The following is a 13,741-nucleotide window of genomic DNA, read 5'->3' on the forward strand; positions in this document are numbered from 1 at the left end:
CGCAAGGTCCGCCGACGACTCTCGTTCCCAGAGGGACCGACCACGGATGAGCTGCAGAGGAGTGTCGCCGATGACCATCACCGCCATCGGCCGGCCGCCGGCCACGCCCGATGCCTCCCAGCCCAAGAACGACGGGCACGTGGTGATCCGGCTGACCGAGGCGTTGCTCGCCGACGGCCTGGCCGACCTGCGGTGGCTCCTGCACGACGCGCTGCTGGCCGGGGCGCGCCGGCTCGTCGTGGACCTGACCGATGTCCGGCAGCTGTCCAGCAGCGCGGTCGCGAGCCTCCTCTGGGCGCACCGGACCTGCCGGGCGCGCGGTGGCGCCGTCGTCCTGCGCGGCGTGAACCGGCGCACCGAGGGCCTGCTGCACCGCACGGGACTGTGGCGGGTCCTGCACCTGGAGGACAGGCCGGGGCACGCAGCGAGCTGAACCGCCCGGCCCCGAGCCGGACCGCCGGGGGGCAGGGGCGTCCGGAGGGCGGGCGGCCTGGTTCAGACGCTGCTCGCCACCTCCGCGGGGGCGTTCCGCAGCAGCAGCTCGTCGCCGGCGGCGGCCATGCGGCTGCGCAGGTTCTGCAGGACGTGCAGGCCGACGTCGTCGGCGGCCTGCACGTCGGCCAGGTCCAGGACGACCGTCGAGTGGCCGAGTCGGCGCAGACCCTCGACGGTGCCACGGAGCAGATCGGCGCCCTGGGGTGTCAGGTGCCCACTGACCCTGACCTTTCCGGTCCGCCCGTCGATCACCTCGCTCAGCGCGGGTCCTGCTGCCGGGTGCTGCGAGCGGGTGGGGATCACGTCGTCCTCCGGACTGTCGGTGTCGTGCTGGGTGATCGGGATGGGGTCGGGCTCCTGTCGGAGGCGATGTCCTCTGCCACCGAGCGTGGCAGCCGGTGGCGCCGGGGGACAGCGAACGGCGGAACTGTCACGGACCCGTCACATCTGCATCTGAGGGCCTCGCCTTCCCGCGCCACGTTCCGGATCGTCATCCAATCTGGTCGATCGCCGATCACGCAGGGTGCGGACGCGTCCGCGCATCGTGCATGACAAGGCGTCTCGGCGGGATCTCACACGACAGGGCACGGAATTCGGTTCGCTTTCGGCCCGGATCCTGCACACACTGGGTCACGGCCGATCTGGTCCCGTCTCGCCGTGAGACTCGTCCTGCACCCCGATGAACCGAACCGGTGGGGCAGGCCGAACCACAGGGCGTCAGGCGCCACACCGGCACAACCGGCACAACAGGCTCGAGCGGGCAGACGACGACGTTCCCGGCGAGCCACCCGCGGCAGGCATCGAGGCCACCCGCGACGTCCGTACACCTGGCTCGGCGCACGGACGCCTGCTCTCTGCCGACGACGCGGAGACGGCGACTCCTGCCCGCCCCGCACCGAGAGGCTCCCCCCGTGACACCTGCCCCTGGACCTGTCCTCGTGGTCGCCCTGGCGGCCGCCCGCCGCCGCGAGTCGACCTGGTGAGCCGACGCCTGCGCCTGACCCTGGTCGCCGTCGGCGCACTCGCCGTCGTCCTCGCCGCCCTGTCCGTCGGCCTGGTCATGGGTGGTGGAGGCGACCCGCGGGCCGACGGCGGCGCGGTCGGCCGCCCGCCGGCCAGCAGCTCGGGGGCGGAGTCGACCGCCATCCCGGGCGTGGCCCCCGGTGGTCTGGTGACCTACACCGCCGCCGAGGCAGGGACCGCCTTCCTCGACGGGTTCGTCGACCCGGACGGCCGCGTGGTCCGCACCGACCAGGGCGGGGACACCGTCAGCGAGGGGCAGGCCTACGCCATGCTCGTCGCGGTCGGCGTCGGTGACGACAAGACCTTCCGCGCGGTCTGGAACTGGACGGCGGAGAATCTGCAGCGCCCGGACGGGCTGCTGAGCTGGCGTTGGAACGACGGCTCGGTCCAGGACCGGTCCTCCGCGTCGGACGCCGACCTGGACGCCGCCCGCGCGCTGGTGCTGGCCGGCACGGCGTTCGGCGACCCCTCGTACACCGCGGACGGCGTGCGGCTGGGGAAGGCGGTGCTGGACCTGGAGACGGTGCAGACCGACGCCGGGCGAATCCTCGCCGCCGGTCAGTGGGCGATGACCGAGCCCTACGCCTACAACCCGAGCTACGCCTCCCCGGCGGCGAGCGCGGTGCTGGCCGCCGCCTCCGGTGACCCCCGGTGGGCCGAGCTGGACACGGGCAGCCGGACGGTGACCGCGACGCTGCTCGACCAGGCGCCGCTGCCGCCGGACTGGGCGCAGGTCCATGCCGACGGCCGGGTGGACGCCATGCCCGGCGCTCAGGGGCGGGGGCAGAGCGTTCGCTACGGCTACGACGCCGCGCGCACGCCCATCCGGTTCGCCGAGTCCTGCGACCCGGCCGATCGCGCCCTGGCCGCGGAGATGCTGGCACCGCTGGACCGCGGGGGCGACGCCGCGGAGCTGGACCTCGGAGGTGCGCCGATGGCCGAGACCGAGTCCGCCGTCGCGGCGGCCGGGCAGGCTGCCGCCGTCGCCGCCAGCGGGGACGTCGCCCGGGCGGCGGACGAGCTGGTCGACGCCGACCACCTGCCGCAGCTGACCCCGACCTACTACGGTGCGGCGTGGGCCGCGCTGGGGCGGTTCATGCTCACCGACGACGTACTCGGCGGCTGCCCTCCCGCGCCGGCGGCGCCGTGAGGCCGACCCCGGCCCTGGCTACCCGGCCGGGATCGGCCTGGCGGCTGCTGGTCCGGGAGCTGTCCGCCTTCGGGACGGTGGGCGGCGCCTGCTTCCTCCTGGACCTGGTCCTGTTCCAGGTGCTCTACGCCTCCGTCGGGCTCGGCGCGGTGACGTCGAAGCTCATCTCGACGCTGGTGTCGATGACCGTTGCGTACCTGGCGCACCGCTACTGGTCGTTCTCCTCCCGGGAGCGCAGCAGCGTGCGTCGGGAGTACCTGCTGTTCGTCGCGATCAACGGGGTCACCCTGCTGCTGAGCCTGGCCGTGGTCGGCATCGTCCGGCACCCCCTGGGCCAGGACAGCCCGCTGGTCCTGCAGGTGGCGAACGTCGCCTCGATCGCGGTGGGCACGGTCATCCGCTACCTGGGCTACCGCCGCTGGGTCTTCCCGGCCGCGGTGCCGCAGCCGGTCGGCGAACCGCTGGCGGAGCGCGTCCCCGAGCGCTGAGGCGCCCCTCACACAGACTGGTTGCGCGCGACACATCATGCGTGCGGTGCCCCCGTCCGGGGCATACCAGCGCGGTGACGTCACCCACCACGCGCCGGACGCAGCCCCCGGTGCCCACGCGCACGATCCTGGCCACGATCGGCCTGCTGGTAGCCACCGCGCTGCTGCTCTACGTGCTGCTCCAGACGCGGCAGATCCTCACGTGGTGCGTGGTCGGGGCCTTCTTCGCCATCGCCCTCGCCCCGGTCGTGGGCTGGGTGGAGCGGAAGGTCTTCCGCGGCAAGCGCCGGTCGCTGGCCACGCTGCTGGTGTTCCTGGTCGCCTTCCTGCTGTTCGCCGCGCTGATCACCGCCTTCGCCGTCCCGCTGGCGCAGGAGGGCACCAAGGTCGCCGGCCAGCTGCCCGGCCTGATCGACGACGCGCGCAACGGCCGCGGCCCGATCGGTGACCTGCTGGAGCGCACCAACGCACTGCAGTGGGTGCAGGACAACCAGGCCAAGATCAGCAACTTCGCGAGCGGCCTGACGTCGCCGGCCGCGGGTGTGCTGGGCGGCATCGCGACCGGCGTCACCGGTCTGGTCACGGTGATCGTGCTCGCCTACCTGATGGTGCTCGAGGGCCCGAAGATCGTCGACGGCACGCTCAACCTGTTCTCGCCCCCGACCAGCAAGCGACTGCACCGGGTCGCCACCGACTGCGCCAAGTCGGTCACCGGCTACCTGTCGGGCAACCTGCTGATCAGCGTCATCTGCGCGGTGCTGACCTACGCCGTCCTGAAGATCTCCGGCGTTCCGTTCGCCGGGCTGATCGCCCTGTTCGTGGGCATCGCCGACCTCGTCCCGCTGGTCGGCGCCACCATCGGCGGCATCGTGGCGGTCCTGGCCGGCTTCATCCATTCGGTGCCGGCCGGCATCGCCGTGCTGGTGTTCTTCGTGATCTATCAGCAGTTGGAGAACCACCTGCTGCAGCCGCTGGTCTTCGCCCGCACGGTGAAGGTGAACCCGCTGACGGTGATCATCGCGATTCTCGTCGGCGTCGAGCTCGTGGGGGTGCTCGGCGCGCTGCTCGCCATCCCGGCCGCCAGCATCATCCAGGTCATCGCCCGCGACGTCTGGGACCACCGGAGCGGTCGGCTCAAGGAGGAGCCCACGGTGGGGGAGGAGCGGGCCCCGGCGCTCGCCCCGCACGAACGCACGGACGGCGGCCTGTCGGCCGAGGCGCCCCCGACCTCCGGCGCCTCGGTCGCCGGCCGACCCGTCAGCTGAGTTCGGCGGCCACCAGCGGGATCAGCGTCAGGTGCGGCTTGTTCTGCACCAGCACGCCGAGGGACCACTTGTCGGTGAACAGCGCCAGCAGCTCCCCGTTGGCGCGCTGCATGATCTCGGCGCCGCGCGCCTGACCCAGCTCCGGCGCCGACGCCTCGTCGGTGATCCGGGCCAGGTGGTAGGGCAGCGGCTCCAGACTGATCTTCGCGCCGAACTCGTGCTCCATCCGGTGGCTGGCCACCTCGAACTGCATGGGCCCGACGACGGCGAACACCGGGGCCCCGTCGCCTCGGCGCTCGGAGGTCAGCACCTGCACCACGCCTTCGCCGGCCAAGGTGTCGATGCCCTTGCGGAACTGCTTGTACTTGCTGGTGTCGGCGACCCGGGCGACGGCGAAGTGCTCGGGGGCGAACGTCGTCACCGGGGGATAGCTGACCGGTTGCTCGGCGTAGAGGGTGTCGCCGACACCCAGCGCCGCGGCGTTGACCAGGCCCACGACGTCGCCGGGCCAGGCGGTTTCGATGGTCTCCCGGTCGCGGCCGAAGACCTGCTGGGCGTACTTGGTGGCGAAGGGCCGCCGGGTGCTGGCGTTGGTGACGACCATGCCGCGCTCGAAGGCGCCCGAGCAGACCCGGATGTAGGCGAGCCGATCGCGGTGCCCGGTGTCCATCCCGGCCTGCACCTTGAAGACGAAGGCGCTGAATGGGGCGTCCAGCGGGCGGGGCTCGCCCTCGACGTCGGGCCGGTCGGCCGGCGCGGGAGCCAGGTCGACCAGGGTGTCCAGCAGCTGGCCGACGCCGAAGTTGGAGACGGCGGAGGCGAACAGCACCGGCGTGCTGGCGCCGGCCAGGAAGAGCTCCTGGTCGTGCTGGGCGCCGGTCTCGGCGAGCAGTTCGGACTCCTCGACCGCGTGGGTCCAGGCGTCGCCCTCGCGGACGGCCGCCGCCTCGGCCGAGAAGACCTCTTCGGGGGCGATGGTCGCGCCGCCGGCCGTGCGGGTGAAGTGCCGGTAACTGCCGTCCCGGCGGTCGAGCACACCGCGGAAGTCCCCGGCGATGCCTACCGGCCAGGTGAGCGGCGTGGGCGTCAGGCCGGTGCGCTCACCGATCTCGTCCATCAGGGCGAGGGCGTCCAGGCCCGGGCGGTCCCACTTGTTGATCACGGTGATGATCGGGATTCCCCGGTGCTTGCAGACCGCGAACAGCTTCATGGTCTGCGTCTCGAGGCCCTTGGCGGCGTCGACGAGCATCACCGCGGCGTCGACGGCGGTGAGCACCCGGTAGGTGTCCTCGGAGAAGTCGGCGTGCCCGGGGGTGTCGAGCAGGTTGACCACGGCGTCGCGATAGGCGAACTGCAACGCGGCGGAGGTGATGGAGATGCCGCGGTCGCGCTCCATCTCCATCCAGTCGCTCACCGTGCCGCGGCGTCCGGCCTTGCCGTGCACGGCGCCGGCCTGCCCGATCACCCGGGCGTGCAGGGCCAGGGCTTCGGTGAGGGTGGACTTCCCGGCGTCGGGGTGGCTGATGACGGCGAAGGTGCGCCGCCGCGCCGCCTCGGTCAGCACCGCCGGGCGCTGCCCGCCCCGTGCCTCCTGGACCGCCACCGCACCGTGCTGCTCCTGCGTTCCGTCCACGCCGTTCCTCTCCTCTACGCCGAACCCGTGCAGCGAGCCGAAGAGGACCTGCGCCGAGACCCTCCGATGGTAGGCGTCCTGCCGCCGTCGGGGCCGGGGACGTGTCAGGGTGGCCGCCGTGTGCCCCTCCGGTCCGATGACGCCGTGCTGAGCGTCCTCGCAGGTGCGGTCGCTCTCCTCGGTCTGGGAGCCGGCGAGCTCATCGACCGGCTGGCTGGGCGCTTCCCCTGGCCCGCGGGCGCGGGGGTGGGCACGCTGCTCCGCCCGGGGGCGTCCGCCGTCCGGCGGCCGCTGCTCCCGGTCGGGACGGCGCTGCTCCTCGCGCTCGTCGCGCTCGGCCTCGGCCCGGTGCCCGAGCTCCCCGCTTTCCTGGTGTTCGCCGTGGTCGCGGTGTTGCTGACCGTCGTGGACCTGCGGCACCGCCTGCTGCCCGACCGGGTGGTGCTGCCTTCGCTCGCGCTGGGGGTGGTGCTGCTGAGCGCGGCAGCCGCGGGAACGGGGGGATGGGGGGATCTGGCCCGCGCAATCCTCGGGGCCGGAGTGCTGTTCGTAGTCTTTCTGGCCCTCGCCCTCGCCTCGCCCGGCGGCCTGGGCATGGGTGACGTGAAGCTCGCCGCCCTGCTCGGCCTGCATCTCGGCTGGCTGGGCTGGGGTGCCGTGCTCGCCGGCGCGGTGGCCGGCTTCGTCGTCCAGGCGGTGGTGGCGCTGGTCCTGCTGGCGGCCCGGCGGGTCCGGCGGGACACCGAACTGCCGTTCGGCCCGGCGATGCTGGTCGGCGCGGCCGTGGTGATGGCACTCGCGCTCTCCTGAGCAGAACGTCCGCGTCACCTGAACTCGTACAGAAAGTAAGTGCGCACGCACTCTCCGTACTCCAATGGTGGAACGCATGCCCCGGACGGGTGGAGTCGCTCAGGTTCGGCGCGCCGCCGCCCGATGGTCCCGGTGCAGCCGCACGGACGGGTCGACCGACCCGCACCAAGCCGGCACCGTCCCTCGGGAGCGTCTCGTGACCCAGCTCTACACGACCCTGTACACCCTCGTCTCCTTCGCCGGTGACCGGCTGAAGAAGGAGGAGAAGGGCGCGACCGCCGTCGAGTACGGCCTGATGGTCGGTCTGATCGCCGTCGTGATCATCGCCGCGGTGACCCTGCTCGGCACGCAGCTGAACGAGCTCTTCACCACGGTGACCGACAAGCTCGGCGGGACGCCCTGATCTGGCAGGTCTGAGTCCGATCACGGCTGCCTGGCGCGGCGGTCCCCACCGGGGGGCCGCCGCGCCGCTGCACACGGAGGGGGTGGGAACGGTGGGACGACGACTGCGCGACGAGCGCGGGGCGAGCGCGGTGGAGTTCGCGCTGATCGTGCCGCTCCTCGTCCTGCTCGTGTTGGGCATCGTCGAGTTCGGCCACGGCTTCCAGGTGCAGGGAACGCTGTCCGCGGCAGCCCGCGAGGGCGTGCGGGCCATGGCCCTGCAGAACGACCCGGCCGCCGCCCGCGCCGCGGTCCGCTACGCGGCCGACTCGCTCGACCCGCCGATCACCGACGCCCAGATTGCCATCACCCCGGGGGCCTGCCCCACGACCGGTGGCAGCACCAACGTGCGCGTGACCATCAACTATCCGATGCCCTACCTGACCGGCTTCTTCGGCACGGGTCTCGATCTCAGTGGAACGGGGGTCATGCGGTGCAACGGCTGACTTCCCGGCTTCCCCGCCGACTGTCCGGCCGGCTCCGCGAGGAGCGCGGCGCGGCAGCGATCGTGCTGTCCCTGCTGATGGTGCCGATGCTCGGCTTCGCCGCCATCGCCGTCGACATCGGCTCGCTCTACGCCGAGCGGGCCCAACTGCAGGTGGCTGCCGACGCCGCCGCCCTGGCCGTGGCGGCGGACTGCGCCCGCGGTGCCTGCGGCGACATGGTCGCCACCGCCTCCGCGCTGGTTGCGGCCAACGACGGCGGGGCCAGCGCCGCGCCGCCGGTGCTGCGGAGCAACCCGCTCAGCGTGACGGTGAACGGCCGCACCCCGGTCCAGCACTGGTTCGCCCCGGTCATCGGACACGACTCGACCGCGGTGTCCGCCTCGGCCACGGTCGCCTGGGGGGGCCCGGAGCAGGGCGTCGCCGTGTTGCCGCTGACCTTCTCCTGGTGCGAGTTCGCCCAGCAGACCGGCGGTGGCCTGCCCTCGGGCACGACCGTGCGCACCATCTACTTCACCAAGACCTCGGACACCGTGGGCTGCACCGGCCCGTCGAACAACGTCGTCCCCGGTGGGTTCGCCTACCTCGACACCCCGAGCAGGAAGTGTGAGGCGGCCAGCGCGCGGAACGCGCGGTCCTACTCCTCGACGGGCAACACCCCGCCGAGCACCTGCTCGCCGGACTACATCACCTCCTGGGTCGGCCGGACGGTGCTGCTACCGCTGTTCGACGAGTCCGGGGGGACGGGCGACAACGCCTGGTACCACGTCTTCGGGTACGCGGCGTTCCGGATCACCGGGTTCGCCTTCGGTGGCCAGTTCTCGACCAGCCCGAAGCCGTGCACCGGCAACGAGCGCTGCGTGAGCGGCTACTTCACCCGCCTCGTCGACTCCTCCGACGCCTTCTCCTACAGCCCCGACGCGCCGGACCTCGGCTCCTCGATCCTCCGACTGGTCCGATAGGGCGCCCCTGACATGAGACGTCGACTCCTGGCCGCGGTGGCGGCCCTCCTGCTGGCCGTCCTCGGGACGGTGGTGCTGCTGGCCTACGTCCGCGGCGCCGACAGCCGGGCGCTGGCCGGTGCCGAGCCGGTGGACGTGCTCGTCGTCGACCAGCTGGTCGCCGAGGGCACACCGGCCGAGGACCTGGCCGCATCGGTCCGCACCGAGCAGGTGCCAGCGAAGGCCGCGGTGGACGGCCGGGTCACCGACCTGGCCGACCTCGCCGGTCAGGTGGCCACTGCGGACCTGCAGCCCGGCGAGCAGCTGCTGGCCAGCCGCTTCGCCGCCCCGGACGCCCTGCAGACGCCGGGCACCGTGGCGGTCCCGGACGGCGCCGAGGAGGTGAGCGTCCTCCTCGATCCGCAACGCGCGGTGGGCGGGCGACTCGTCGCCGGCGACACCGTGGGCGTCTTCGTCTCACTGGACGAACCGGCGACCACGCACGTGATCCTGCACCGGGTGGTCGTCACGCAGGTCCAGGGCGCGCCCGCGCCGGCCGACACCGGCGAGGAGGGCGCGACACAGACCGCGTCGGCGGGCAGCCCGGCACCCACTGGCAGCCTGATGGTCACCCTCGCGGTCACCGCCGAACAGGTCGAGGGCGTCGTCTTCGGCGCCGAGCACGGCACCCTCTGGCTTTCCCTCGAGACCGACGGCAGCGACGTCGACGGCACCGAGGTCATCACCCCCGACACCGTGTACGGAAAGGACTACGCGTGAATGCGAGGCGCTTGACAGCACGGCGCAGCCGTTCCGCTCCTGCACCGGAGGTCGGATCATGAGCCGCGTCGTGCTCGCGGCCGCCGGGGACGACCTCGGCCGGCGGGTGACCGCCGCCGCCGACGGCGACGTGCACGTGCTGCCGGCCGGTCGGCTGCCCGGGGATCCCGCCCGGCTGTTCGAGCAGCTGGTGGACGGCGAACTGCCCGAGGTGCTGGTGATCGGCCCGGAGGCGGCCGCGGCCGAGGTGCTCGGCCTGGCCGCCCGGCTGGACGTGCAGTGCCCCGGCATCAGCGTGGTGCTGCTCGCCCGGCCCGAGCCGGAACTCTGCCAGGCGGCCATGCGCGCCGGCATCCGAGACCTGCTCGACCCCGGTGCCGACGTGGACGAGATCCGCGCTGCGCTCGACCGGGCCGCGCACGCGGCGGCCGGACGCCGTCGGGTGCTTCGCCCGGCCGACGACACCTCCCGCTACACCGGCCGGGTGATCACCGTCGCCTCGCCCAAGGGCGGGGTCGGCAAGACGACGATCGCGACCAACCTGGCGGTCGGGCTGACCTCATCCGCGCCGCAGTCCACGGTGCTCGTCGACCTGGACGTGCAGTTCGGTGACGTCGCCTCGGCCCTCGGGCTGGTTCCGGAGTACACGCTGCCCGACGCCGTCCACGGCCCGGCCAGCCAGGACACGATGGTGCTCAAGACCTTCCTGACCCAGCACCCCAGTGGCCTGTACGCCGTCTGCGGGTCGGAGTCGCCGGCCGCCGGGGACACCGTCACCGGCGAGGACGTCAGCCGGCTGCTCGCCTCGCTGGCCCGCGAGTTCCGCTACGTCGTCGTGGACACCGCGCCGGGCCTGTCGGAGCAGACGCTCGCCGCGCTGGACCGGGCCACCGACGTGGTCATGCTCAGCAGCATGGACGTGCCCGGTGTCCGCGGGCTGCGCAAGGAGCTCGACGTCCTCCGCGAGCTCTGCATGATCCCGGCCGGCCGGCACGTCGTGATGAACTTCGCCGACCCCAAGGGCGGGCTGTCGGTGCGGGACGTCGAGACGGCGATCGGTACCGGCGTGGACGTCGTCCTGCCGCGTTCCTCGGCGGTGCCGCCCTCGACCAACCAGGGCGTCCCGCTGCTGGAGAACGGCGGCCGCGACCCGATGACCAGGGAGCTGCGCCGGCTCGTCTCGCGGTTCGCCGCCACCCCTCTGGTCGGCTCCAGCCGGTACCGGGCCAAGCACCGGGCGGCCTCCTGATGGACCTCGCCACCCGACTGGGCGCGGCCCGCGGGCTGCCGGTCGCCGCCCCCGTCGCGTCCCCTCCGCCGGTTCCCGGCCCGGCCCGGCCCGCCGCGCCCGCCCCCGGGCCGCCCACCGACGCGCTGAGCCGGCTCAAGGACCGCGTCGGCAAGGCGCTGTTCGAGCGCATGGGCAACCGGATGAACGACCCGAGCCTGAGCGAGGAGGCGCTGCGGACCATCGTGCTCGGCGAGCTGGACGAGGTCGTCGAGGCCGAGAACGTGCCGCTCAGCTCCGAGGAGCGGCAGCGGCTGACGGCGGAACTCGCCGACGACGTCCTCGGCTTCGGCCCGCTGCAGCGGTTGCTCGACGACCCGACGGTCACCGAGATCATAGCCAACGGCCCGGACGCCATCTACGTGGAGCAGAACGGCAAGCTGACCCGCACAAGCTCGCGCTTCACCTCCGAGGAGCACCTGCGGCGGGTCATCGACCGGATCGTCTCCCGGGTGGGCCGGCGCATCGACGAGTCCTCCCCGCTGGTGGACGCCCGCCTGGCCGACGGGTCCCGGGTGAACGCGATCATCCCGCCGCTTGCCTTCAGCGGCTCGACCCTGACCATCCGGAAGTTCGCCAAGGACCCCTTCGGCGTCGACGACCTCATCGGTTTCGGCACGCTGTCGTCGGAGATGGCCGAGCTGCTGCAGGCCTGCGTCGAGGCCCGGCTCAACGTCATCGTCTCCGGCGGCACGGGCACGGGGAAGACCACGCTCGACATCTGTACGCTGTGGCATACTTTGAGTTGTGACTGCAGCCGCCATCCGAGCCGTCTCGAAGGGTGCTGCGCGGGCCGGCTGCGCCGCCGGCGTCGATACGGTCCGGGCCGCCGTCTACTGCCGGATCTCCGATGACCGCCGTGGGCTGGGTTTGGGGGTGGCCCGGCAGCGGCAGGACTGCACCGAGCTGGCCGGCCGCAACGGCTGGCAGGTCGTCGCCACCTTCGTCGACAACGACGTCTCCGCCTACTCCGGCAAGCCGCGGCTGCAGTACGCCGCGCTGATGCAGGCGGTGGCGGCCGGTGGGGTGGACGTGATCGTGGCGTGGGATCCGGATCGGCTGCACCGCTCGCCTGCCGAGCTCGAAGACTTCATTGCCGCGGTGGAGCGGGCCGGGGTGGGCGTGGTCACGGTGCAGGCGGGGCAGTGGGACCTGTCCACGGCGTCAGGGAAGCTGGTCGCCCGGATGCTGGGGTCGATCGCCCGCCACGAATCCGATCACAAGTCCGAGAGGGTGAGACGGTCCTTGGAACAGAACGCCACCGCCGGCCGGTCACACGGCCGCATTGCCTACGGCTGGAGGCGGGAACCCGGCCCCGATGGCACGGTGCGCGAGGTGATCGTGCCGGAGCAGGCCGCGGTGATTCGGCGCATCGCTGATGGGCTGCTGGCCGGGGAGTCGCTGCGGTCGATCACCGCCGGGCTCAACGCCGAGGGGGTGCCCTCGCCGATGGGCAAGCCCTGGCACAAGCAGATGGTGCGGGCGCTGGTGCTGCGGGAGCGTAACGCCGGGCTGCGGGTGCACCGTGGGCAGGTGGTGGGCGACGGGGCGTGGGAGGCGATTCTGGACCGCGGGCAGTGGGAGCAGCTGCGGGCTGTGCTCTCCGACCCGGCCCGCAAAACCGGCGTTGGTACGGCCGCCAAACACCTGCTATCCGGGATCGCCCGCTGCGGAGTGTGCGGGGCCACCCTGCGGGTGGCGCACAACCGCCGGGTGCCGTCCTACCGCTGCTCCGAACACGGCTGCGTCATTCGTCGTCGGCAGGATTTGGATGAGCTGGTCACCGCCGTGGTGGTGCAGCGGCTGGCCCGCCCGGATGCCGCCGGGCTGTTCACCACCGGCGACACCCCGGACCGGCGGGCGGCGCTGGCCGAGGCCGAGCAGCTGCGCGCCCGCCTCGATCACGCCGCCGACCAGTACGCCGAGGGCAGCATCGACGGCCGCCAGCTCGAGCGGATCACCGCCCGGCTGCGCCCGCAGTTGGCCCAGGCGGAGAAGCGGATGCGGACGGTGGACTCCGCGCCGCTGCTTGACGGCCTGGCCGGCGCCCCTGATGTCGGTGCCGTGTGGGATCAGCTGCCGCTGAGCCGCCGCCGTGCGGTGGTGGCGCTGCTGCTGGACATGCGGGTGCACCGCACCCGGCAGGGTGCCCGCACGTTCGACCCGGCGGCGGTCGAGCTTATTTGGAGGCAGGCCTGAGGCATGAGCCGTCGACGAATAGAAGCGTCGTGAGAGCTTCCGGTTCCCAGGAACCAATCGTTCGGATCATGGACGGCCGGCAGGTGGTCGCCGTGTTCCATCACGTGGCGGATCGGTGGAGCGAGCGCCTAGCGATGTCCAAGGCGCAGTCCCGGTTCTTACAGCGGCGGGCCGAGAAGCTGAGCGACCTGTCGTACGAGGAGCAGACGGCGATCTACTCCAGAGACGACAGCGGGCACACGGGACAGGGTAAAGGCCACCGGGTTCAGCTGATCAACAACAAGCCGTTCGGTAAGGCCTATCGCCCCGAGTGGAACGGGGTTCCCCTCCGGGACATCCCCGGCTACCGGGAGGTCTACCGGCTAGGTCGCTACACGTTCGGGGCCGACACGCTCTTCCGCATGTTGGACGGCCTGTCAGATCGCGGCATCACCGAGATCCGAGGATGTCCCGCGTTCCGTGGAACTTCGGTAGCGGCCCGTTGATCAACTAGGCGGCGTTGCTGACGGGCCCATCATGCGCGGCGGGTACGACAGTTGCAGCGGTGGCCTGCTCGAGGGCGGTGCGTAGCGCCGGCAGGTGCAGGTGGCCGTTGACGCGGCGGAATTGCTTGCCTGCCTCGATCATCCCGGCGGCGCACCAGCGCAGCGCCATCTGCCCGTCGCGCCAGCGCTTGACGTTGGTCGAGTGCTGGCGGCAGATGGAGATCATCGACTCGATCATGTTCGTGGAGCGCATCGATCGGGCCAGTGTGGGCGGTAGGTCCAGGCGCAGCACGGTCAGTG

General features: G+C 72.4%; 15 protein-coding genes and 1 pseudogene. 13 read left to right on the forward strand and 3 right to left on the reverse strand.

Annotated features, from left to right (window positions below):
- Positions 1-70 precede the first annotated feature (70 nt).
- Positions 71-433: an STAS domain-containing protein gene (locus tag BLW04_RS20830; protein WP_091546914.1), complete on the forward strand. Its 363-nt coding sequence runs from the start codon at positions 71-73 to the stop codon at positions 431-433.
- 62 nt (positions 434-495) lie between these two features.
- Here BLW04_RS20830 and BLW04_RS20835 read toward each other — a convergent pair whose 3' ends face one another.
- Complete coding sequence (locus tag BLW04_RS20835; protein ID WP_175484183.1) at positions 496-798, reverse strand: STAS domain-containing protein; 303 nt, start codon at positions 796-798, stop codon at positions 496-498.
- Between the two features lie 676 nt (positions 799-1,474).
- Here BLW04_RS20835 and BLW04_RS20840 point away from each other — a divergent pair.
- The 3 genes from BLW04_RS20840 to BLW04_RS20850 all read left to right on the forward strand — a co-directional run bounded on the left by BLW04_RS20840 (position 1,475) and on the right by BLW04_RS20850 (position 4,421).
- Positions 1,475-2,668 carry a glycosyl hydrolase family 8 gene (locus tag BLW04_RS20840; RefSeq protein WP_175484184.1) on the forward strand — a complete coding sequence of 398 codons (1,194 nt, stop codon included), beginning with the start codon at positions 1,475-1,477 and terminating at the stop codon, positions 2,666-2,668.
- Positions 2,665-3,156 (forward strand): GtrA family protein, encoded by a 492-nt coding sequence (locus BLW04_RS20845; RefSeq protein WP_175484185.1) that lies wholly within the window; start codon positions 2,665-2,667, stop codon positions 3,154-3,156. Before BLW04_RS20840 ends, BLW04_RS20845 begins: the two co-directional genes overlap by 4 nt.
- A 110-nt stretch (positions 3,157-3,266) precedes the next feature.
- Entirely contained in the window at positions 3,267-4,421 is a 1,155-nt protein-coding gene (locus BLW04_RS20850; RefSeq protein ID WP_254781833.1) for an AI-2E family transporter, read from the forward strand.
- On the opposite strand, the gene BLW04_RS20855 is transcribed toward BLW04_RS20850, so the two are convergent.
- Positions 4,414-6,054 carry a peptide chain release factor 3 gene (locus BLW04_RS20855; protein WP_254781834.1) on the reverse strand — a complete coding sequence of 547 codons (1,641 nt, stop codon included), beginning with the start codon at positions 6,052-6,054 and terminating at the stop codon, positions 4,414-4,416. The genes BLW04_RS20850 and BLW04_RS20855 overlap by 8 nt on opposite strands.
- A gap of 144 nt (positions 6,055-6,198) precedes the next feature.
- On the opposite strand from BLW04_RS20855, the gene BLW04_RS20860 reads away from it, so the two are divergent.
- From BLW04_RS20860 to BLW04_RS20900, 9 genes are all read left to right on the forward strand, one after another.
- Positions 6,199-6,864 (forward strand): prepilin peptidase, encoded by a 666-nt coding sequence (locus BLW04_RS20860; RefSeq protein WP_091546947.1) that lies wholly within the window; start codon positions 6,199-6,201, stop codon positions 6,862-6,864.
- Between the two features lie 196 nt (positions 6,865-7,060).
- Positions 7,061-7,267, forward strand: coding sequence for a Flp family type IVb pilin (locus BLW04_RS28770; RefSeq protein ID WP_254781835.1), 207 nt, complete (start codon positions 7,061-7,063; stop codon positions 7,265-7,267).
- A 91-nt stretch (positions 7,268-7,358) separates the two neighbouring features.
- Complete coding sequence (locus BLW04_RS20870) at positions 7,359-7,751, forward strand: TadE/TadG family type IV pilus assembly protein (RefSeq protein ID WP_091546950.1); 393 nt, start codon at positions 7,359-7,361, stop codon at positions 7,749-7,751.
- The gene (locus BLW04_RS20875; protein ID WP_254781836.1) at positions 7,739-8,710 is read left to right on the forward strand and encodes a pilus assembly protein TadG-related protein; all 972 of its coding nucleotides are present in this window, start codon (positions 7,739-7,741) and stop codon (positions 8,708-8,710) included. Before BLW04_RS20870 ends, BLW04_RS20875 begins: the two co-directional genes overlap by 13 nt.
- A 12-nt stretch (positions 8,711-8,722) precedes the next feature.
- Complete coding sequence (locus BLW04_RS20880; protein WP_091546923.1) at positions 8,723-9,469, forward strand: Flp pilus assembly protein CpaB; 747 nt, start codon at positions 8,723-8,725, stop codon at positions 9,467-9,469.
- Between the two features lie 58 nt (positions 9,470-9,527).
- Positions 9,528-10,718, forward strand: a complete 1,191-nt coding sequence (locus BLW04_RS20885; RefSeq protein ID WP_091546925.1) for an AAA family ATPase — start codon at positions 9,528-9,530, stop codon at positions 10,716-10,718.
- Positions 10,718-11,611 (forward strand): ATPase, T2SS/T4P/T4SS family, encoded by an 894-nt coding sequence (locus BLW04_RS20890; RefSeq protein ID WP_254781837.1) that lies wholly within the window; start codon positions 10,718-10,720, stop codon positions 11,609-11,611. Before BLW04_RS20885 ends, BLW04_RS20890 begins: the two co-directional genes overlap by 1 nt.
- On the forward strand, positions 11,505-12,956 hold the full coding sequence (locus BLW04_RS20895; protein WP_091546927.1) for a recombinase family protein: 1,452 nt from the start codon (positions 11,505-11,507) through the stop codon (positions 12,954-12,956). Before BLW04_RS20890 ends, BLW04_RS20895 begins: the two co-directional genes overlap by 107 nt.
- A gap of 68 nt (positions 12,957-13,024) precedes the next feature.
- Entirely contained in the window at positions 13,025-13,441 is a 417-nt protein-coding gene (locus tag BLW04_RS20900) for a hypothetical protein (protein ID WP_091546931.1), read from the forward strand.
- Positions 13,442-13,445: 4 nt separating this feature from the next.
- Here the strand turns inward: BLW04_RS20900 and BLW04_RS20905 are convergent.
- Positions 13,446-13,741, reverse strand: a pseudogene (locus BLW04_RS20905) (IS256 family transposase); the annotation flags it as partial.

It is taken from the genome of Modestobacter sp. DSM 44400, from assembly GCF_900107175.1.
Taxonomy (GTDB): domain Bacteria; phylum Actinomycetota; class Actinomycetes; order Mycobacteriales; family Geodermatophilaceae; genus Modestobacter.

Coding starts and splice junctions, on each gene's coding strand:
- BLW04_RS20885 (WP_091546925.1), top strand. CDS start 9,528: ATGAGCCGCGTCGTGCTCGCGGCCGCCGGGGACGACCTCGGCCGGCGG.
- BLW04_RS20830 (WP_091546914.1), top strand. CDS start 71: ATGACCATCACCGCCATCGGCCGGCCGCCGGCCACGCCCGATGCCTCC.
- BLW04_RS20900 (WP_091546931.1), top strand. CDS start 13,025: ATGGACGGCCGGCAGGTGGTCGCCGTGTTCCATCACGTGGCGGATCGG.
- BLW04_RS20880 (WP_091546923.1), top strand. CDS start 8,723: ATGAGACGTCGACTCCTGGCCGCGGTGGCGGCCCTCCTGCTGGCCGTC.
- BLW04_RS20890 (WP_254781837.1), top strand. CDS start 10,718: ATGGACCTCGCCACCCGACTGGGCGCGGCCCGCGGGCTGCCGGTCGCC.